General features: G+C 72.5%; 18 protein-coding genes. 9 read left to right on the top strand and 9 right to left on the bottom strand.

What is annotated here, in order from left to right; genetic code table 11:
* Positions 1-42: 42 nt before the first annotated feature.
* The 4 genes from SM611_RS21240 to SM611_RS21225 all read left to right on the top strand — a co-directional run bounded on the left by SM611_RS21240 (position 43) and on the right by SM611_RS21225 (position 5,098).
* Positions 43-1,803 carry an acyl-CoA dehydrogenase family protein gene (locus tag SM611_RS21240; RefSeq protein WP_371951608.1) on the top strand — a complete coding sequence of 587 codons (1,761 nt, stop codon included), beginning with the start codon at positions 43-45 and terminating at the stop codon, positions 1,801-1,803.
* 8 nt (positions 1,804-1,811) lie between these two features.
* Positions 1,812-2,579, top strand: a complete 768-nt coding sequence (locus tag SM611_RS21235; protein WP_371951607.1) for a crotonase/enoyl-CoA hydratase family protein — start codon at positions 1,812-1,814, stop codon at positions 2,577-2,579.
* Positions 2,580-2,744: 165 nt separating this feature from the next.
* A complete protein-coding gene (locus tag SM611_RS21230) occupies positions 2,745-3,992 on the top strand; it encodes a cytochrome P450 (RefSeq protein WP_371951606.1) in 1,248 nt (415 codons plus the stop codon).
* Positions 3,993-4,003: 11 nt separating this feature from the next.
* Entirely contained in the window at positions 4,004-5,098 is a 1,095-nt protein-coding gene (locus SM611_RS21225) for an NAD(P)-dependent alcohol dehydrogenase (protein WP_371951605.1), read from the top strand.
* Here the strand turns inward: SM611_RS21225 and SM611_RS21220 are convergent.
* Positions 5,095-6,003, bottom strand: coding sequence for a 2-hydroxyacid dehydrogenase (locus SM611_RS21220; protein WP_371951604.1), 909 nt, complete (start codon positions 6,001-6,003; stop codon positions 5,095-5,097). The genes SM611_RS21225 and SM611_RS21220 overlap by 4 nt on opposite strands.
* A gap of 66 nt (positions 6,004-6,069) precedes the next feature.
* Here SM611_RS21220 and SM611_RS21215 point away from each other — a divergent pair, with 66 nt between their 5' ends.
* Positions 6,070-7,083, top strand: a complete 1,014-nt coding sequence (locus tag SM611_RS21215; RefSeq protein WP_371951603.1) for a nitronate monooxygenase — start codon at positions 6,070-6,072, stop codon at positions 7,081-7,083.
* Between the two features lies 1 nt (position 7,084).
* Here the strand turns inward: SM611_RS21215 and SM611_RS21210 are convergent, their stop codons facing one another.
* From SM611_RS21210 to SM611_RS21200, 3 genes are all read right to left on the bottom strand, one after another.
* Positions 7,085-7,375, bottom strand: a complete 291-nt coding sequence (locus SM611_RS21210; protein ID WP_371951602.1) for a winged helix-turn-helix transcriptional regulator — start codon at positions 7,373-7,375, stop codon at positions 7,085-7,087.
* Positions 7,376-7,650: 275 nt separating this feature from the next.
* Positions 7,651-8,103 carry an SRPBCC domain-containing protein gene (locus tag SM611_RS21205; RefSeq protein WP_371951601.1) on the bottom strand — a complete coding sequence of 151 codons (453 nt, stop codon included), beginning with the start codon at positions 8,101-8,103 and terminating at the stop codon, positions 7,651-7,653.
* Entirely contained in the window at positions 8,100-8,444 is a 345-nt protein-coding gene (locus SM611_RS21200) for an ArsR/SmtB family transcription factor (RefSeq protein WP_371951600.1), read from the bottom strand. The genes SM611_RS21205 and SM611_RS21200 overlap by 4 nt, the downstream gene beginning before the upstream one ends.
* Before the next feature lie 110 nt (positions 8,445-8,554).
* On the opposite strand from SM611_RS21200, the gene SM611_RS21195 reads away from it, so the two are divergent.
* Positions 8,555-10,558, top strand: a complete 2,004-nt coding sequence (locus SM611_RS21195) for a glycoside hydrolase family 97 protein (RefSeq protein ID WP_371951599.1) — start codon at positions 8,555-8,557, stop codon at positions 10,556-10,558.
* On the opposite strand, the gene SM611_RS21190 is transcribed toward SM611_RS21195, so the two are convergent.
* The 3 genes from SM611_RS21190 to SM611_RS21180 all read right to left on the bottom strand — a co-directional run bounded on the left by SM611_RS21190 (position 10,528) and on the right by SM611_RS21180 (position 13,023).
* Positions 10,528-11,199 carry a DUF1990 family protein gene (locus SM611_RS21190; protein ID WP_371951598.1) on the bottom strand — a complete coding sequence of 224 codons (672 nt, stop codon included), beginning with the start codon at positions 11,197-11,199 and terminating at the stop codon, positions 10,528-10,530. The two genes, SM611_RS21195 and SM611_RS21190, sit on opposite strands and share 31 nt — an antisense overlap.
* Positions 11,196-12,593 (bottom strand): DUF1990 family protein, encoded by a 1,398-nt coding sequence (locus SM611_RS21185; RefSeq protein ID WP_371951597.1) that lies wholly within the window; start codon positions 12,591-12,593, stop codon positions 11,196-11,198. The genes SM611_RS21190 and SM611_RS21185 overlap by 4 nt, the downstream gene beginning before the upstream one ends.
* A 94-nt stretch (positions 12,594-12,687) precedes the next feature.
* Positions 12,688-13,023, bottom strand: coding sequence for an MmcQ/YjbR family DNA-binding protein (locus SM611_RS21180; protein WP_371951596.1), 336 nt, complete (start codon positions 13,021-13,023; stop codon positions 12,688-12,690).
* A gap of 294 nt (positions 13,024-13,317) precedes the next feature.
* On the opposite strand from SM611_RS21180, the gene SM611_RS21175 reads away from it, so the two are divergent.
* Positions 13,318-13,881 (top strand): DoxX family membrane protein, encoded by a 564-nt coding sequence (locus SM611_RS21175; protein ID WP_371951595.1) that lies wholly within the window; start codon positions 13,318-13,320, stop codon positions 13,879-13,881.
* Between the two features lie 89 nt (positions 13,882-13,970).
* Here SM611_RS21175 and SM611_RS21170 read toward each other — a convergent pair whose 3' ends face one another.
* Positions 13,971-15,362: an MBL fold metallo-hydrolase gene (locus tag SM611_RS21170; protein WP_371951594.1), complete on the bottom strand. Its 1,392-nt coding sequence runs from the start codon at positions 15,360-15,362 to the stop codon at positions 13,971-13,973.
* Positions 15,363-15,559: 197 nt separating this feature from the next.
* On the opposite strand from SM611_RS21170, the gene SM611_RS21165 reads away from it, so the two are divergent.
* Both SM611_RS21165 and SM611_RS21160 read left to right on the top strand, forming a co-directional pair.
* Positions 15,560-18,187, top strand: a complete 2,628-nt coding sequence (locus tag SM611_RS21165) for an MFS transporter (protein ID WP_371951593.1) — start codon at positions 15,560-15,562, stop codon at positions 18,185-18,187.
* The gene (locus SM611_RS21160; RefSeq protein ID WP_371951592.1) at positions 18,184-18,450 is read left to right on the top strand and encodes a hypothetical protein; all 267 of its coding nucleotides are present in this window, start codon (positions 18,184-18,186) and stop codon (positions 18,448-18,450) included. The genes SM611_RS21165 and SM611_RS21160 overlap by 4 nt, the downstream gene beginning before the upstream one ends.
* Here the strand turns inward: SM611_RS21160 and SM611_RS21155 are convergent.
* Positions 18,441-19,268 (bottom strand): MBL fold metallo-hydrolase, encoded by an 828-nt coding sequence (locus tag SM611_RS21155; RefSeq protein ID WP_371951591.1) that lies wholly within the window; start codon positions 19,266-19,268, stop codon positions 18,441-18,443. The genes SM611_RS21160 and SM611_RS21155 overlap by 10 nt on opposite strands.
* Positions 19,269-19,314 lie beyond the last annotated feature (46 nt).

The raw sequence follows: 19,314 nt of genomic DNA, 5'->3' as shown, positions 1-19,314 counted from the left end.
ACAGACTTCCATCATGTGAGAGAAAAGCGTAATGTCGGGAGTATGACGTCCTATCTGATCGAGCCGTTCGACCGGCTGCCGTTCGGTGGCGCGGAGAAGGCGCGCCGGTACGCGACCGAGCGCTACCAGGGGGCCGTGGGCCGGAACTGGTACGACTGCGACCCCACGCTGCGGTTCCTCATGCGGCGGCACCTCGGGGACGGGTTCGGGTGGGCCGAGCCGCGGCTGAAGGAGATGGGCGCGCTCATGGGCGGGCCGATCGCCGAGCGGGCGGAGGAGACCGACCGGAACCCGCCGAGGCTGGAGAAGTACGACCGGTGGGGGCGTGACGTCAGCGAGGTCGTCATGCCGCCGTCGTTCGAGGCGGCCAGGCGGGATCTCGTCGCCACGTCGTTCACGCGGCCCGATTTCGTGGCGGAGGCGAAGGCCGGCGGGGTCGACGCCGCGCCGCTCGGCGTGGCCTGGAGCTACCTGCTCGACCAGGCCGACATCGGCATGGCGTGCGCGCTCGGGACCGGCGGCGACATGGTCGTCCGGCTGACGGAGATGTTCGCTCCCGAGGACGTCAAGGAGCGGGTGCGGGAGCTGTTCGCGGCCGGGGAGATGTCCGGCGAGGCGGCACAGATGCTGACGGAACGGTCGGGCGGGTCCGATCTGGGGGCGCTGGAGTCGACCGCGTCCAAGGACGGGGACGCCTGGCGGCTCAACGGCTTCAAGTGGTTCGCGTCCAACGCGAACGGGTCGGCGTTCGTGGTGCTGGCCAAGTCCGAGGGCGCCGCGGACGGGGTGCGGGGGATCGCGCCGTTCCTCGTCCTGAAGGAGCGGCGGGACGGGTCGCGCAACGGCGTCCGCGTCCGGCGGCTCAAGGACAAGCTCGGCACGAGGTCGGTCGCGTCGGCGGAGATCGAGTTCACGGACGCGGAGGCGTTCCTGCTGGCCCCGCCCTCGACGGCCGGTCAGGGCGGGGACGGCAAGGGCCTCGCCCGCATGATGGAGCTGACGAACGGCGCCCGCCTCGGCATCGCGATGATGGGCCTCGGGTGCGCGCGCAGGGCGCTGGTCGAGTCGCTCTGCTACGCGCGGGCGCGGGAGGCGTTCGGGGCGGCGCTCATCGACCAGCCGCTCATGCGGCGCAAGCTCGCCGAACTGATCGTGGAGACCGAGGCCGCGCAGGCGCTCGTGTTCGACGGGTACCTGGGCCGGCCGCGCCTCAGGGTGGCCGCCGCTCTGATCAAGCTGAGGGCGGCGCGGCTGGGCGTGACGGCGGCGAGCGACGCCATCGAGATCCACGGCGGCAACGGCTACATCGAGCAGTGGCCTGTGGCGCGCCTCCTGCGGGACGCGCAGGTCAACCCCATCTGGGAGGGCGGCGACAACATCCTGTGCCTGGACGTCCGCCGCGCGATCGAGCGGCAGGACGCGCACGAGCCCTTCCTCGAAAGGCTCACGCAGGCCGTCGAGCAGGCGCCGCCGGGGGACGATGCGACCGCCGCCCTGGTCGGCGACCGCATCGGGCATCTCCGCCAGGCCATAGAAACGTGGCGCGACCTCGACAAGGCCATCGCCGAAGCGCGCCTCTTCCCGCTCGCCCAGTACATGGCGGACGTGTACGCGGCTGCGCTGCTGCTGGAGCAGGCAGGCTGGGAGCGCGCCGACGCGGGGACGGACCGCAAGGCGCTCGTCGCCCGCCTCTACGCTCGGAGCCATCTCGCCGACGCCGGTCCGCTGCGCGCGATCGGCGCCCCGGCGGAGGATCTCGACCGGTTCGCGGATTTGGCGGACGGTGCGTTCATCGGCGACTAGGAGGCCGCGTGGCGGTACGGATCGAGCGGGACGGGCCCGTGACGACGGTGATCATGTCGCGTCCCGGGACCCGCAACGCCGTGGACGGGACGACGGCGCGCGAACTGGCCGGCGCGTTCCGCGAGTTCGACGCGGACGAGGGGGCGAGCGTCGCCGTCCTGTGGGGCGAGGGCGGCACGTTCTGCTCCGGCGCCGACCTCAAGTCGATCGGAACCGACCGGAGCCCGCGCGTCGACCCGCCCCCCGCGGACGGGCCCGAGGGCTGCACGCGGATGCGGCTGTCCAAGCCGGTGATCGCGGCGGTCGCGGGCCACGCGGTCGCCGGCGGCATGGAGCTCGCCCTCTGGTGCGACCTGCGGGTGGTCGAGGAGGACGCGACGTTCGGGATCTACTGCCGCCGCTGGGGCGTCCCCCTCGTGGACGGCGGGACGTTCCGGCTGCCCCGGCTGATCGGCACGAGCCGCGCTATGGATCTGATCCTCACCGGGCGTCCGGTGGGCGCGGAGGAGGCGTTCCAGATCGGCCTCGCGAACCGGCTCGTCCCGGCGGGGACGTCGCGGGAGGCCGCCGAGGAACTCGCGGCGCAGCTGGCCGGGTTCCCGCAGGCATGCCTGCGCAACGACCGCATGTCGGTGCTGGACGCGGAGGGCCTGCCGGAGGACGAGGCGATCGCCGCCGAGTACGGGCACGGGGTCGGCTCGCTGCAGGACGCGCTGCGGGGCGCCGCGCGGTTCGCGGACGGCCGCGGCCGGCACGGCGACTTCACCGACATCTGAACCACCGCCCGAGCCTCATCGAGCCACCGCCCGAGCCCGCCGAGCCACCGCCCGCCCAGCCGAGCCACCGCCCGGGCCCCGCCGGCCGTCCGGACATCGTTGACCGAACCGGATTCGGGCCCGTAGGTTCCTGTGTGGCGGCAGCCCCGAGCGAGGAGCAGAGCGATGACGCTGACCGTGGACCGAGCGGGGCTCGACCTCGCCGACCCGAAGGCCTACGCGGACGAACGGCGGTTCCACGCGTCGCTCGCGCTGCTGCGCCGCGAGTCGCCGGTGCACTGGGTGGACGCCCCGGACTACACCCCGTTCTGGGCGATCACCAAGAACGAGGACATCCTGGAGATCGAGCGCAACCACCAGATCTTCCTCAACGCGCCGCGCCCGCTGCTCGGCACCGCCGAGTTCGACGAGCTGAACCGGGAGCGCGCCGAGCAGGGCATCGCGCTGCGCACCCTGATCCACATGGACGACCCCGACCACCGGGTCATCCGGGCGATCGGCGCGGACTGGTTCCGGCCGCGCGCGATGCGGGCGCTCGAACCGCGCATCCAGGAACTGGCGAAAAGGTACGTCGACCGGATGGTGGACCTCGGCGGCGAATGCGACTTCGCGCAGGAGGTCGCCGTCCATTTCCCGCTGTACGTGATCCTGTCGCTGCTCGGGCTTCCGGAGAGCGACTTCGGCCGCATGCTCAAGCTGACGCAGGAGCTCTTCGGCGGCGACGACGACGAGTTCCAGCGCGGCGCGACCAACGAGGAGAAACTGCAGGTCCTGCTCGACTTCTTCGCCTACTTCCAGGGGCTGACGGAGGCGCGCCGCAAGGAGCCGACGGACGACCTCGCGTCCGCGATCGCGAACGCCCGGATCGACGGCGAGCCGCTCAACGACTTCGACACCGCCTCGTACTACGTCATCGTCGCGACGGCCGGCCACGACACGACCAGCGCGACGATCTCCGGCGGCCTGCAGGCCCTCATCGAGCACCCCGACCAGCTCGAACGGCTCCAGCGGAACCCCGAGCTGATGCCGTTCGCGGTGGACGAGATGATCCGCTGGGTGACGCCCGTCAAGGAGTTCATGCGCACCGCCAACCGGGATTACGAGCTGCGCGGCGTGACCATCCGGGAGGGCGACGCCGTGCTGCTCTCCTACCCGTCGGGCAACCGGGACGAGGACGTTTTCGACGACCCCTACCGCTTCGACGTCGGCCGCGACCCGAACAAGCACCTGGCGTTCGGATTCGGCGTCCACTACTGCCTCGGCGCCGCCCTCGCCCGCATGGAGATCCGCGCCTTCTACTCGGAACTCCTGCCCCGCCTCCGCTCGATCGAGCTCGCCGGGACGCCCGAGAGCACCGCGACGACGTTCGTCGGCGGCCTGAAGCGCCTCCCCGTCCGCTACTCCATCGCCTGAAGGAACCCCTGGTGCAGATCAACGCCGCGGTGCTGCGCGCCGCAGACGCCCCGTACACGATCGAGTCCCTCGACCTGGCCGACCCCGGCCCCGGCGAGGTCCTCGTCAAGATCGCGGGCACCGGGATGTGCCACACCGACATGCTCGGCCGCGTCCCCGGCGACCTGGTCACCAAGCCGGTCGTGCTCGGGCACGAGGGGTCGGGCGTGGTCGAGGCGGTCGGTCCCGGCGTCACCGGCCTCACCGTCGGCGACCACGTGGTCATGTCGTTCGACTCGTGCGGGACGTGCGACAACTGCCGCAACGCGCAGCCCGGCGCCTGCCCGCAGATGACCGCGCTCAACATGCTCGCCATGCCGCTGGACGGAAGCCCGCGCGCCACGACCGGCGACGGCGAGGCCGTCCACACGCGCTGGTTCGGGCAGTCGTCGTTCGCGTCCCACGCGCTCGGGACCGTCCGCAACGTCGTGCCGGTGTCCCGCGACGTGCCGATCGAACAGCTCGGCCCGCTCGGCTGCGGCGTCCAGACGGGCGCGGCATCGGTGCTGGTCTCCCTCGGCGTCCGCGCCGGCGACAGCATCGCGGTCTTCGGCGCTGGCGCGGTCGGGCTGGCCGCCGTGATGGCCGCGCGCGTCGCGGGCGCCACCGTGATCGTCGCGGTCGACCTGCACGAGTCGCGGCTCGACCTGGCCCGCGAACTGGGCGCCACGCACGTCCTGAACGGGGCGGACGACGACATCGCCGGGCAGATCCGGGCGATCTCCGGCGGCGAGGGCGTGCAGTACTCGTTCGACAGCACGGCCGTCCCCGCGGTCGTCTCGACGGCCGTCGCGTCGCTGCGCACCACCGGCGTCTGCGGCCTCGTCGGCGTCGGCGCCACCGAGTACACGCTGGACGCGAACCTCCTGCTCATGGGGCGGACGGTCAAGGGCATCATTGAGGGCGACGCCGTCCCGCACACGTTCATCCCCACGATGATCGAGCTGTGGCGGCAGGGCCGGTTCCCGTTCGACCGGCTCATCACCGCCTACCCGCTCGACAAGATCAACGAGGCGGAGGCGGACACCACGTCCGGCAAGGTCGTGAAGCCCGTCCTGATCCCCTAGACGACGCGGTGGAGGATGTCGCCGCCGCTCGCGAGGCGGCGGCAGTTCTCCGCCGCGACGGCGAAGTAGCGGGCCCAGGTCTCGCCGGTCAGCCAGGCGACGTGCGGCATGACGACGACGTCGTCCAGGGCCAGCAGCGGGTTGGACGCGTCCACCGGTTCCCGCTCGAAGACGTCCAGCCCGGCGCCGCCCAGATGGCCGGACCGCAGCGCCGCCACCAGCGCCGCCTCGTCAACGACCGCGCCGCGCGCCGTGTTCACGACGATCGCGCCCGGCGGCAGGAGCGCGAGCCTCTCCGCGTCGAGCAGGTGGTGGGTCTCGTCCGTCAGCGGGATGTGGACGGAGACGATGTCGCTCGCCCGCAGGAGGTCGTCCAGCTCCCGCCAGGCCGGGTCGTCGCGCCGGGGCCGCCGGGACGTGTAGACGACGGTCGCGCCGATCGCCTCCAGCATGCCGCGCAGCAGGGTGGCGATCTCGCCGCCGCCGAGGAGCCCGACCGTCCGCCCGGCCAGCTCCCCGCCGACCAGGCCGCGGTCGGCGGGCCAGCCGGCGCCGCGCCGCGTCCGCGCGTCGAACGCGACGACCCGGCGGAGCGCCGCCAGCATCAGCAGCAGCGACGTCTCCGCGACCGCCTGCGCGTTCTGCCCCGGCATGTTCGCGACCGCGACACCGCGCTCCCGCGCCGCGTCCAGGTCGATGGTGTTCACGCCGGTGCCGAGCTTCTGGATCAGCCGCAGCTTCGGCGCCCGGTCCATGTCCTCGGCCGTGAGCGGGCGGAGCACGTGCCAGATGACCTCGGCGTCCGGCAGCAGCTCGGCGAACCGCGCGTCGTCCTGCTCGGAGCAGCTCACGATGTCGAGGCCGGGCTCCGCGTGGTCCATGTCGTAGTGCAGCAGCACCCGCATGCCGCCCCTTCCCTTCGATGACCCCGGGCGGGCGCCCGGTCCTCCCCCGGGATTATCGTTCGGATCATGAGCGCGAGCCGCGGCGAGGGGTGGACGGACGTACCGATCGTGCAGGCGCCGATGGCGGGCGGGCCGTCGACGCCCGAACTGGCCGCCGCCGTGTCCGGTGCGGGCGGCCTCGGCTTCCTCGCCGCCGGGTACACGACGCCCGCGGCCATGCGCGCCGACATCACGCGCACGCGCGAACTGACGTCCCGCCCGTTCGGGATGAACGTCTTCATGCCGTCGCTGGACGAGATCGACCCGGCTCTCGTCGACGCCTACCGTGACCGCCTGGCGCCCGAGGCCGCCCGTCTCGGCGTCGCCCTCGGCGTCCCGGGGGCCCGCGACGACGCGTACGAGGCGAAGATCGCCGACCTGCTCGGGGACCCGCCGCCGTTCGTGTCCTTCACCTTCGGATGCCCGTCGCCGAAGGTCGTCCGGGCGTTCCAGGCCCGGGGCGTGACCGTGATCGTCACCGTGACGTCCGTGGACGAGGCCCGCCAGGCGTCCGGCGCCGACGCCCTCTGCCTGCAGGGCTCCGAGGCCGGCGGGCACCGCGGCTCGTTCACCAACGTGTCCGACGAGCCGCTGCCGCTGCGCGTCCTGCTCCACTCCGTGCGCGCCATGACCTCGCAGCCCCTCATCGCCGCCGGGGGGCTCGCCTCGTCCACCGACGTTGGTGAAGTCCTCTCCCTGGGCGCGGTGGCCGCTCAGCTCGGGACGGCCTTCGTCCGCTGCCCGGAGAGCGGTGCGAGTGCCGTCCACAAGGCCGCCCTAACGGACCCGCGCTTCACGTCCACCGCGATGACCCGGGCCTTCAGCGGACGTCTCGCGCGTGGCCTCGTCAACCGGTTCCTGACCGAACACTCGCCGCACGCACCCGCCGCTTACCCCGACGTCCACTACGTGACCTCGCCCCTACGCAAGGCGTCCGCCGCGCAAGGCGACCCGGAGGGCGTCAACCTGTGGGCCGGCGAATCCTTCCACCGGACGACGGACAAGCCCGCCGCCGACCTCGTCCGCGACCTCGTCGCTTGACCTAACGCTCCCGGGCCAGGCCTTCACCCCAGTCTCGCAGTGCGTCCAGTATCGGCCCGAGCCGCCGCCCGTGCGGCGTGAGCGCGTACCGCGAGCGCGGCGGCCATTCCGCTTCCCGCCGCCGTTCGAGCACCCCGGACTGCAGGAGATGCGCCAACCGGTCGGCCAGCACCTTGTCCGGCAGCCTCGGCAGCGCCTGCCGCATCTCGCTGAACGAACGGTCGCCCCGAAGCAGCTCCCGGATCACCGGCGTCGCCCACCGTCCGCACAGCACATCGAGCGCGGCCTCCACCGGACCTGCCGGATCCGGCTCGCCCGCATCTGCTCGCGGATCCTGCGGTGATCCAGGTTGGCCGACCGTTCGGTGCGTCACGAAAGCGCCCTCCCTGCGTTACTCGTGTTTCCGCCCTTCTACCCGAACGGACGACGATGCACCGCCGCGCACAGGAGGCTGAGCTCACTTCGCATCGGAATCGGCGGCCGAGTCGCCCACGGCGGTTCTTGGTGACCGCGACGACGTCCCCATGGCTTCCAGCAGCTCACGGATCCGCCGTTCGCCGTCGCCCGTCATCGCGGGGCCACCTGGCGGCCGAGGGCGTCCAGCCAGTCGCCGGTGCCCTGCTCGCGCCACTCGGGCCGCTCTCGATCGTCCAGGAAGGTGCCCTGCTCGGTGAGCACCAGGCGGGTTCCGTCGCCGTCGGGGTCGAACTGCACGGTGGTCAGCGACACGGTCGACAGGACCTTGTCGCTGAACAGGGCCGTGCTGTAGACGATGCGCTCGTCGGCGACGATGTCGTGGTACTCGCTCCTCGCCACGAGGCCGCCCCTGTCGCCCCTGTCGCCGCCGTGCACGACCTCGGTGCCGCCGACCCGGAAGTCCAGCGAGTAGCGGCCGTCCTCGGGCGCGAACCATGCGGCCTTCGTGTCCCGGTCGGACCAGGCCGCGAAGACCGCGGCCGGTGAAGCGGGGTAGGCCCGCTCCAGCGTGAACGTGCTGTGCTTCACCGAGTGGCCGGTCATGATCCTGGCTCCTTCGTCTGGTCGTCGAGGACCGCGCCGAGGCGGTCCAGGCGGTGCTCCCACTCCGTGCGCCGGCGCCGCAACCACGCCTCGGCGCTGCGGAGGCCGGCCGTATCGATCCGGCAGGTGCGGACCCGCCCGACCTTCTCCGACCGCACCAGCTCGCTGTCCTGCAGTACCCGCAGGTGCTGGACCGTCCCGGCGACGGTCACCCCGAGCAGGGCCGCCAGTTCGCTCACGGTGGCAGGCCCCCGGGTCAGCCGCTCGATCACCGCCCGCCGGTTCGCGTCCGCGAGCGCGTGGAACACCCGGTCGGCCGCCTCCGCCTCATGCTTAAGCATGCACTTAACTATAGCTCAAAAGTCAAGCGACGACTTAAGTGTCGACCCGGTGTGCGGCGCGGCCGATGCCGGACGGCTTGGCGCGCGGGGCGGCGGGGTAAAGATCTCGGGTGCGAAGGGCGCTGTTCGGGTCGCGTGTCCTTCGCGTCGTGTCGGCGGGCCTCGTCTCGCTCGCGACGCTGTCCAGCGAGACGGTGGCCGTAGGGGCGCAGGATCCGCGGGGCCAGGTGGTCCGGTCGCCGGACGGCGCCCTATCGCTGGCCGTGTCCGTGCAGGACGGGCGGCTCGTCTATTCCGTCCGGCGCGGCGACGTCGTGCTCGTCCAGCCGTCCGGCCTCGGGCTGAGGCTGGCGGACGGTTCGGTGCTCGGCGGCGACGTGCGGATGACGGGCAGCCGCGTCACCTCCCGCGACACCACGTGGCACCCGCGCTGGGGGGCCGATTCGCGCATCCGCGATCACTACCGGGAGCTCACCGTGCGGCTGCGGCAGGCGGACGGGAGGGTCTTCGGCGTGGTCGCCCGCGCCTATGACGACGGGGTCGCCTTCCGGTACGAGGTGCCGGAACAGCCGGGCTTGCCGTCGCTGCACATCGTGGACGAAGTCACGGAATTCGCCCTTGCCGGGGATCCGGCGGCATGGTGGACGGAGCGGGACTTCGACACCGACGAGAACATGTGGCGGTCGTCCTCCTACAGCGGCATGGGCGCCTCCAACACCCCGGTGACGTTCCGCTACGGAAGCGGGGCGTACCTGTCGATCCATGAAGCCGACCTGAACGACTACGCGGCGATGACGGTCGTGCCGGAGTCGGGGCGGCTCCGAGCCGCTCTGGTGCCGACGCCGGGGCGGATGGAGGCGGTCGTCACTCGCACCGGCCGCTCCACGCCGTGGCGGGTGCTGACGATCGCGGGGACGGCGGGCGGGCTGATCGAGTCGCACCTGGTCGAGAACCTCAATCCGCCGTGCGCGATCTGCCGGGGAGACACGTCGTGGATCAGGCCGGTCAAGTACGTCGGCATCTGGTGGCTGATCCAGCACGGCCAGGCCACCTGGAAGACCGGGCCGCGCCATGGCGCGACCACCCGGCGCGCGAAGCAGTACATCGATTTCGCCGCCGCGCACGGCATCCAGGGCCTGCTCGCCGAAGGCTGGAACCGGGGATGGGAAGGGTCCTGGGCCGACCAGGACTTCACGAAGGCCACCCCCGATTTCGATCTCCCCGAAGTCGTCGCCTACGGCAAGGGCAAGGGGGTCGAGTTCATCGCCCACAACGAGACCGGCGCCGGGGTCGATGATTACGAGAAGCAGATCGATGCCGCGTTCTCGTTGTACGAGAGCCTGGGGATCCACTACCTCAAGACCGGTTACGTCGGGAAGATCCCCGGCCATCACCACTACGACCAGCGGATGGTGGGCCATTACCGGCTCGTCCTCGAGAAGGCCGCGCAGCACCGCATCAACGTCGACTGCCACGAATGCGTCCACGCCACGGGGGAGGCTCGGACGTTCCCCAACGCGCTCGCCAGGGAGGCCGTCCGCGGGCAGGAATGGGATGCCATCGACGACGAGGGCGACACCCCGGAGCACACGCTCATCCTGCCTTTCACGCGCATGCTTTCCGGCCCCATGGACTTCACCCCAGGAATCATGGACGTCCTGTGGGACCCGCGGCGCAGCGGCCGGCGCGTGCACACGACCGCTGCCAAGCAGCTGGCCTATTACGTCGCCTACCTCTCGGGCGTCCAGATGGCCGCCGACCTGCCCGAGCATGACGCGAAGTCGCCAGGGCTGCGATTCATCGAGGACGTTCCGGTCACGTGGGACGAGACGAAGGTGCTGTCCTCCGGGATCGGCGACCACCTCGTCATCGCGCGGCGATCCGGAGCCGACTGGTACGTCGGCGCGATGACGGGCGAGCGGGCGCAGACCGTGCGGTATCCGCTCTCCTTCCTCGGCGCGGGCACATGGGTCGCGGAGTCCTACTCCGACGCGCGAAAGGGCGGTCCGGGAGCGCTCGACGCCGGCCGGTCCGTCGTCACCCGCGACGACACTTTCGCGGCTGTTCTCCAGCGCGGGGGCGGTCAGGCGGTTCGTTTTCGTCTCGCCGGCTGAGGGACGTCGGCTTCGGGTGGCGGGGAGGTCGGGGTGGAGGCTGTCAGGTGCTTCATTCGCCGGCAGGCGCGGTCGTAGAACCTGAGCTGGGTGCGGCGGCCGAAAAGGCGGAAACCGAGGCGGACGATGGGGTTCGGGTCGGGGGCAGGCTGGGAGACCGCGTGAATGTGGAACTCGACCTCGCCCGTGTCGAGCCATTTGCGGACCTCCTGGTCCATCTGGCCGCGTTCGAGGTGTCCCTTCAGCGTCTGGTAGTTCCAGCCCCAGACCTGGGCGCGGCGCCCGTCCGTCTCGATGACGTCGTCGACGACGTCGCCGACGCGGAGGCCCAGGTAGAAGTGGAGCCCGTGGAACCGGCCTTCCAGCAGCATGTCGCGGCCCGGTTCGGGCGGGCCCGAGCGGCAGATCTCCCGGATGATGGCGGGGTCGGCGTACTCGTAGTCCCGGACGAGGTCGCGGGCCGTTTCCCAGCTTCCGCCGGGGACCGGCGGGCCGGGCGGCTCCGGCGGCAGCGGCTGCCGGTAGTCGTCGACGTGCCAGTCCGGGCCGCCCTCGTCGAGCCGGGACGGGTCGAAGTTCAGCGGCAGCCGGTGCAGGCCGGCGTGCAGCCGCCGCATCCGGCGCCGGACGCCTCTCCTCATGGCGCCCTCCGCGGTCGGGGGCGCTCGGCGTCCGAGACCTGCTGGACGGCGGCGTAGACCGGGCCGCGCACCTGCTGGAGCGGCCCGGCCGGGACCAGGCCCCGGATGGGATGGCGGGCGGGGTTGAAACGCCCGGTGTCGCCGTCCCGCGCGGGCCCGTGGAGACGCAGTTCGCCGAACCGCTCCCACGGGCCGAACTCGGGCGCCACCAGCAGGTCGAGCGACCATTCGTCCAGGCGGGCGAGCGAGGCGAGGTCCGCCGGGACGGCCGGGGTCCGCGCGGCCGCGCCGAGGAGGAGGCGGCGGTCACCGGCCCGGTAGGGGAGCAGGGAGCCGTAGAAGGCGGGGCTCCAGCGGGTCGCGGGGCGGAGCAGGTGGCGGCCCAGCGGGGTGCGGCCGGTCGTGGCCAGCAGCAGTTCCGCGTCGCCGTCCGGCGGCAGCCGCCAGCGCAGGGCGAGGCCCAGGATGTCCGGCAGCGCGGGCGGGAGGCCCACCGCGCGGGAAAGCCGCACTTGGGCGGGCACCTCCGTGCGGTCGTCCAGGAGGGGGACGCCCCAGTACTGGGACGTGCCGTGCAGGACCAGCGTGGCATCGAACACGAGCCCCCGGGGATGCAGGGGCCGGTCGCGGAGGTGGGCCGCCAGGGCGAAGGCGCGGGTGAACGCCGCGGTGAGGGCGCGGGTGAGGGGGTGGGGCCTGCCCGCCGGGCCGTCCACCCGTTCGGTCAGGACCTCCACGTCCCCGACCAGGCTGCCGCCGGACAGCTCGGCGACGCGGGTGCAGAAGTGCGTCCACATGTGGAGCTGCATCTCTTTGGCGATGCCGACCTTCTGGTAGAGGACGGCCGCCAGCCGCTCGCCGCTGCGCGCCCAGGACTCGATGGTGAACACGAGGTCGCCGTTCGCCGCCTCGTCCACCCGGAACTCGATCTCCCCGGCCTCCAGGTGGCCGCGCAGGGTCGTGAACCGGAACGACACCGGGGTCCGCTCCACGACCCGGACGGGGCAGTTCCACGGTCCCGGCATGTGGACGACGTACTCGTCCTGCTCCGCCAGGGGGCGGGAGCCGCCCGACGTCTTGTCGAAGACGGCGACCTCCACCGGGGAGGCCGCGTTGAGGTCGTCGCCGAGCCGCGCCATCAGTTCGGCCGGGGCGAGCGGGCTCCCGGAGATGCGGACGATGTAGCGCCGCTGGTAGATCGGCCCTACGCCCTGCCCGGCGTCCTGCACCCGGTCGCCGCCGCGGCGCGGGATCCGCTCGACCTCGGCCGCCGCCTCCGTCCGGAGCCGGCGCCGTGTCACCCGGCGGGAGCGCCGCAGCCACCGCCATCCGGCGAGGCCCATGCCCACGGGCCACCGCACCGCGCGCACGCGCCGCCGCCATTCCGCCCGCACGACGCCTCCCCCGCTGTCGCCCCGGCCGTCGTGGGGCGGGCGTACCCCGTCTGACCTGCACGAATCCACCGGGAAGGTCGGAGGAGCGCCGGGGTTACCCGAGCCGGGCTGCCGCGAGGCGCTTGGGGGCCGAAAGGCGCCAGGCCTCGGTCACCAGCTCGGCGAGCTCTTCCGGGTCGACCTTGGTCAGATCGACCTTCAGCCAAGCGAAGCGGCCGCTGGCCCACGACGGCGCGAAGACGTCCGGTGCCTCGGCGACGAGTGCGGCCTGCTCGTCGCGGGTGGCCTTGAGCATGACGGTCTCGTCGGCCTCGGCGAGGTAGCCGAAGCTCTTGCCGCGCACCTGGAAGCTCGTCATGCCGCCGTAGGACTCGTTCTCGGACACCTCCGGCAGGCCGTGCGCGACCTCCAGGAACTTGTGGATGCTCACCCTGGTACACGTATCAGCCGGGTCGGACGGTCCGCGCCCGGCGGCGGGTGCTCATCAGGTCTTGAGGTCATGTGATCGAGACCAGCCATTCCCATTCATTGAGGAGATACGACGGTAAACCGTCCGGTTAGGGACGGAAGTCCCATGGGGGCGGGGATCCGGGGATGCCGCAGCCGCCCGGTGAAGGGACTTTCGGCCCGCTGATCGTGGACCGAACGGACCTACGGCCGAAAGGCCGCGAGGGGTTGAGTAAGGGGTGAAGAAACCGACGATGTGATGGAAGGTGAGACGGCGATGGCAGTCTCCGAGCACAAGACGCACGTGAGGCGGAGCACCCTCATCCGCGTGGTCGCCCCCAAGCCGCTGACCGAGTCGCCCGCCGCCCGTTACGTCTGGGCCGCGGCCCGGCTGGCGCTGGGCTGGGTGTTCGCGTGGGCGTTCGTGGACAAGCTGTTCGGGCTGGGCCACGCGACCCCGTCGGGCAAGGGCTGGCTGGACGGCGGGAGCCCGACCGAGGGCTTCCTGGCGCACGCCCCCAAGGGCCCGCTGGCGGGGTTCTACAACGACATGGCCGGCGCGGCGTGGGCCGACTGGCTGTTCATGATCGGGCTGGCGGGGGTCGGTGCGGCGCTGATCCTGGGCATCGGGATGCGGATCGCGGCGGTCGGCGGCGCGGCGCTGCTGGTCATGATGTGGTCGGCGGTCCTGCCCCCGGAGAACAACGTCTTCATGGACGACCACCTGATCTACGCGCTGCTGATCGTCGGGCTGGCCCTGGTCAGCGCCGGCGACACCCTGGGCCTCGGCCGCTGGTGGGGCAAGACCCCGCTGGTCGAACGGCTCCCGTTCCTCAAGTGACCTCGGCCCCGACACCGGCACCGATGGAGAGGGCGCCCGCCACGGCGGGCGCCCTTCGCCATGCCCGGGCCAGACGGCGCGCGCGCCGGTCAGCCGGTGGTGAGGCCGGCGGTGCGGGCCTCGGGGTAGTCGTCGTCGATGTGCACGACCCGGCGTCCGGCGCTCTGCAGGAGGCTGCCCGCCGCGGCGGCCCGGTAGCCGGTGGTGCAGTGAACCCAGACGGCTCCGTCCGGCACGTCGTCCAAGTGGTGCGGGAGGTCGGGCAGCGGGACGTTGACGGCGCCGTCGATATGGCCCTCCCGCCATTCGCCGCCCATGCGCACGTCCAGCACGACGTCCGGTTCAGGCAGGTTCCGCGGGGGACGTCCGGCGCGGGCGGCGGCGAGGTCGGTGAACGCGGCGACGGCCATGGAGTCCAGGCGCTCGGGGTCGCCGCCGGCCCATTCCTCCGGGGTCCCGGTGGCGGACGCCGCCGGACGGTCGATGCCGATGCGCGCCAGTTCGCGCTGCGCCTCCGCGACCTGCTCGGGCGTCTCGCCGAGCAGGGTGAGGGGCGCGCCCCACTCCGCCATCCAGCCGAGCCAGGTCGACATCCTCCCGTCCAGGCCGAAGCTGAGCGTCCCGGCCAGGTGCCGCTGGGCGAACGCCTTGCGGAACCGGAGGTCGACCACCCATTCCCCGGCGGCGAGGCGGTCGCGCAGCCGGCCGGGGTCGGCGGTCTCGGCGGGGGTGAGGTCGATCAGGCCGGCGCCGGCGGCGTTGCGGGCGCCCATGTGCGCGTAGTACGCGGGGTAGGCGTCCAGCCCGGCCAGGGTCTCGGTGACGAAGTCGTCCGCTTCCAGGCGCAGCGCCGGGTTCGCCCGTTTCTCGTCGCCGATGGTCGAGGACGACGTGTCCGACTGGCTCGCGGAGCAGAAGCTCCCGAAGCCGTGCGTGGGCCAGACCCGCGCGCCGTCGGGGAGGAGGTCGGCCAGGCGCCGCGCCGAGGCGTGCTGGCGGTGGGCCAGGGCGTCGGCGTGTTCGGAGCCGAGCAGGTCGGTGCGTCCGGTGGTGCCGAACAGCAGCGACCCGCCGGTGAACACCCCTTCGGGGCCGGCCGGTCCGGACAGGACGTACGAGAGGTGGTGAAAGGTGTGCCCGGGGGTGGCGACCGCCCGGACGCGCAGCGTCGCGGAGACGGATATCTCGTCGCCGTCGGCCACGCCCACCCGGTCGAAGCCGACCTCGTCGTCGGCGGCTAGCAGGTAGGACGCGCCGGTCGCCTGAGCCAGCGCCAGCCCGCCCGACACGTAGTCGTTGTGCATGTGCGTCTCGGCGACGTGCGTGATGCGGGTGCCGAGCCGTCCCGCCAGCGCGAGGAAGCGGTCGATGTCGCGTTGCGGGTCGACGACGACCGCGACGCATCCGTCATGGGCGAGATAGCTGCGGTCGCCGAGTGCGGAGGTCTCCACCACCTCGACCTGGATTCCGTCGTTCTTCATGGCTGATCTACTCCGTTGACGGACTGTTGTACGGCCTGGTCCTTCCCGTCTGGCTCCGATTCAACTATGCCCCTGGGGGTATCTGCCGGACCTTTCGGAGGTGTGACACCCGGCTGACGGGTAGCCATACGGGTGTTCCATCCGGCGGTGCACGGCACGCCGGTGAGAGCCGCCGGTTCCGTTGGAGGACTGACAGCATGACGGCTGATACGCGCGTGGGCACGATCACCACGCGGATCCCGGCCCGGCTGGACCGGCTGCCGTGGGCCCGGTGGCACTGGATGATCGTCGTCGGGCTGGGGACGGTCTGGATCCTCGACGGCCTCGAGGTCACCATCGTCGGGTCCGTCGCGGCGCGGCTTACCGAGCCGGGCAGCGGCATCCACCTGTCGGCCGGCGACATCGGTCTCGCGGCGGCGATCTACGTCACCGGCGCGTGCCTCGGCGCCCTCTTCTTCGGCCAGCTCACCGACCGGTTCGGCCGGAAGAAACTGTTCATCCTCACGCTGGTCGTCTACATCGTCGCGACGGTCGCGACCGCGTTCGCGTTCGCGCCCTGGTACTTCTTCGCCTGCCGGTTCGTCACCGGGATGGGCATCGGCGGCGAGTACGCGGCGATCAACTCGGCGATCGACGAGCTGATCCCGGCCCGCAACCGCGGCCGGGTCGACCTCGCGATCAACGGCAGCTACTGGGTGGGGTCCGCGGTCGGCGGCCTCGCCGCGGTGCTCCTCCTGAACACCTCGATCTTCGCGCAGGACCTCGGCTGGCGGCTCGCGTTCGGCATCGGCGGCGTGCTCGGCCTCGCGATCATGCTCGTCCGGCGGCACGTCCCGGAGAGCCCGCGCTGGCTGTTCATCCACGGCCGGGAGGGCGAGGCGGAGCGGATCGTCGACGGCATCGAGGCCGAGATCCACCGCGAGACCGGCCGGCCCCTGGACGAACCCGGCGAGAGCATCACCGTCCGGCAGCGCAAGGCCATCCCGTTCCGGGAGATCGCGCAGGTCGCGGTCAGGGTGTACCCGAAGCGGGCGACGCTCGGGTTCGCGCTCTTCGTCGGGCAGGCGTTCCTGTACAACGCGGTGACGTTCGACCTCGGCACGATCCTGAGCAAGTACTTCGCCGTGGCGTCCGGCGCCGTGCCGTACTACGTCGTGCTGTTCGCGATCGGCAACTTCCTCGGCCCGCTGCTGCTCGGGCGGCTGTTCGACACCGTGGGCCGGAAGCCGATGATCTCCGGGACGTACTTCGTCTCGGCCGTGCTGACCCTCGTCCTCGGCGCCTTCCTGTCCGCCGGCGGGCTGACGAGCTGGACGTTCATCGCGCTCGTCGCCGTGACGTTCTTCTTCGCCTCGGCGGGCGCCAGCTCCGCCTACCTGACCGTCAGCGAGATCTTCCCGATGGAGACCCGCGCGCTGGCCATCGCGTTCTTCTACGCGGTCGGCACGGCCGTCGGCGGCATCTCCGGCCCGCTCATCTTCGGCAACCTGATCGACAGCGGCGTCGCGAGCAATGTCGCGATCGGCTTCTTCATCGGCGCCGTCATCATGGCGCTCGGCGGCATCGCCGAGCTGGCCTTCGGCGTCCGCGCCGAGCAGGCGTCGCTGGAGAACATCGCCAAGCCCCTCACCGCCCACGAGGCCGAAGAGGAGAAGGCCGGGCCCGCGGCGAAGGCGGCCGGCGGCCGGCCGGGCCGCCGCGCCGCGCTGGAGGCGAGGCGGCACGCCGAGGAGCAGCGGGCCCGCGCCGCCGAGCACCGCGCCATCGTCCACGAGGTCGCGCCGCGCGCGGACGCGGGCGACGCCGACGCCGCCGCACGGATGCGCGTCGAGGAGGTCCTCGCGCAGATCGCCGAGTGGGACGCCGAACGGCTCGCGGAGGAGGCGGTGGCGCACGACGAGCGCGCCGCCGCGGAGACCGCCGGGAACGACGCCGACCGGGCGAGTGCGCTGAGCCGCGCCGAGGCGGCCGACGAGCGGGCCCGCGCGCTCCGCGAGCGGGCGGAGGCGCTGTCCGCCGAGAACGCGGCCGACACCGAGACCCACGCGGCCCTGGCGGAGGCGGCGGCCGAGCGGGCCCGGGCGGGCGAGCAGCGGGCGATGGCCGCGCAGGCCCGCGGGCGCGCCGAGCACCTCGACGGCATCGAGGCCGAGATCGCCCGGGAACAGGCCGAGACCTACGACGCGTGGGAGCGCATGCACGCCGAGCTGGCGCTCGCGCACGCCGCCCGCGCCGGGCACCACGACGCGGCCGCCGCCGAGCACGAGCGGCAGGCGGGCGTCCACCGGATGCGCGCCGAGTCGGCCGCCGACCGGATGGAGGCCGCGCAGCACCGGTCCGCCGCCGAGTCCCTCGCCGCGGAGTCGGGCACGGCCGAGCAGGCGGAGCGCGAGCGCGCCGAGGCGGCGGAACGGGAGCGGGCGGCGCGGGAGCGCGACGCGCGCATCCGCGAGCGCGTGCTGCGCCGCGAGCGGGAGCAGAGCACGGGGCTGCGCCGGTTCCGCCCCGGCCCCGGGCGGGCGTTCTACTCGCCGTCCGGCATGTTGGCCGGGTGGTCGAGCGCCTGGGCGTCCGACGCCGACATCGCTCTCGACCGGGAGGTCAACGCCATCGCGCGGGCGCTCGTCGAGCACGGGCCGACGTCCCGCAACCGGCTCGCCGAGCTGGTCGGCGCCCGCTACTGGGGGCCGGGCAGGTTCCGCGCCGCGCTGCGCGAGGCCGTCCACGAGGGACGGGCCCGGCCGCTCGCCCGCAACCAGTACGGGCCGCCCGGGTCCAATGACGGATCCGGCGACGGGTCCGGCGACGGGGACGCGGAATCGTGACGCCGCTGAGCTGCCGGATCTTCGGCCACGACTACGGCTTCGCCGCCGACGGACGGACGATGCGCTGGTCGTGCGTGCGCGGCTGCGGCGCCGGGGGGTCGAAGGAGTACGACAGTGCGGACCAGGCCCGGTGCTACGCCCGCGCCTTCGACAGGAAGGACACCGACGACCTGGGCCGCCGGGCGCCGCTTCTGGGCCTCTTTCCCTTGCGCATGGCCCGCGCCATGCGCAAGCGGGTCGAAGGGCGTCGCCGTCAGGCTTGAGTGAAGGTGTGGGTCTGGCCCGGCTCGACGTAGGTCGCCTGTTCGCCGAAGCCTCGGCGTTCCATTTCGCGGCGGAAGTCTTCCAAGGGCGAACTGAACACCGTGTAGTCGTCGTAGTGGACCGGTACCGCGCGCCCAGGGCGGATCGCCTCGAACAGGTCGGCGCCCTGCATGGCGTCCATCGTGACGATGAGGCCGCCGGGCAGCTTGGTGCCGCCCAGGTGGAGGATGGCGAGGTCGATGTCCCGGTACCGGCGGGAGATCCGGTGGATGCCGTCGTACATCAGCGTGTCGCCGGTGATGTAGAGGCGGTACTGCACCTCGCCGGCGGCCGGGCCGAACTCCAGGAGGCTGCCCATCACCGGGGGCAGCAGCATGCGGGCGGGGCCGGGCGCGTGCCGTCCCGGCATCGCGGTGATCCGCAGGAGCGCCCCGTCCTTCAGCATGGTGTGCGACTCCCAGGTGCGGAGGCCGATCGCGTGCCGGAAGCGGTGCCACCCCTGCAGCCGGCGCGCCGCGTGCGGCGTCGTGACGATCGGCAGGCCCCGGTCGAGCTTCGTGCGGGCGATCCGGTCCCAGTGGTCGCCGTGCAGGTGGGACAGGACGACGCCGTCCAGCCGCGGCAGCTCGTCGACGTTCAGCGCGGGCTCGGTCAGCCGCTTGGACGCCAACCCGAAACCGAGGTAGGCGCGCTGCCCGCGGTGCAGGAAATTGGGGTCGGTCAGCAGCGTGAACGGCCCGCAGCGCAGCAGCGTGGTCGCGTTCCCGACGAACTGCATCGTGAGCTGGCGCAGAGCGAGATCAGGTGCGGTCTTCATGCGCGTTCCCCCTTTCCGGGGCCGTGATGCCCGGGGGAGCGCCGCC

The organism is Actinomadura monticuli (assembly GCF_041463655.1).
Classification (GTDB): Bacteria; Actinomycetota; Actinomycetes; order Streptosporangiales; family Streptosporangiaceae; genus Spirillospora; species Spirillospora monticuli.
Note: the sequence above shows the minus strand (reverse complement) of the source record. Positions and strands in the feature narration are given on the sequence as shown.

Excerpts from the sequence above, each read along its gene's own strand:
- SM611_RS21170 (WP_371951594.1), bottom strand. The coding sequence starts at position 15,362 with ATGAAGAACGACGGAATCCAGGTCGAGGTGGTGGAGACCTCCGCACTC.
- SM611_RS21205 (WP_371951601.1), bottom strand. The coding sequence starts at position 8,103 with ATGACCGGCCACTCGGTGAAGCACAGCACGTTCACGCTGGAGCGGGCC.
- SM611_RS21215 (WP_371951603.1), top strand. The coding sequence starts at position 6,070 with ATGAGCGCGAGCCGCGGCGAGGGGTGGACGGACGTACCGATCGTGCAG.
- SM611_RS21220 (WP_371951604.1), bottom strand. The coding sequence starts at position 6,003 with ATGCGGGTGCTGCTGCACTACGACATGGACCACGCGGAGCCCGGCCTC.
- SM611_RS21175 (WP_371951595.1), top strand. The coding sequence starts at position 13,318 with ATGGCAGTCTCCGAGCACAAGACGCACGTGAGGCGGAGCACCCTCATC.
- SM611_RS21240 (WP_371951608.1), top strand. The coding sequence starts at position 43 with ATGACGTCCTATCTGATCGAGCCGTTCGACCGGCTGCCGTTCGGTGGC.
- SM611_RS21200 (WP_371951600.1), bottom strand. The coding sequence starts at position 8,444 with ATGCTTAAGCATGAGGCGGAGGCGGCCGACCGGGTGTTCCACGCGCTC.
- SM611_RS21190 (WP_371951598.1), bottom strand. The coding sequence starts at position 11,199 with ATGAGGAGAGGCGTCCGGCGCCGGATGCGGCGGCTGCACGCCGGCCTG.
- SM611_RS21155 (WP_371951591.1), bottom strand. The coding sequence starts at position 19,268 with ATGAAGACCGCACCTGATCTCGCTCTGCGCCAGCTCACGATGCAGTTC.
- SM611_RS21230 (WP_371951606.1), top strand. The coding sequence starts at position 2,745 with ATGACGCTGACCGTGGACCGAGCGGGGCTCGACCTCGCCGACCCGAAG.
- SM611_RS21165 (WP_371951593.1), top strand. The coding sequence starts at position 15,560 with ATGACGGCTGATACGCGCGTGGGCACGATCACCACGCGGATCCCGGCC.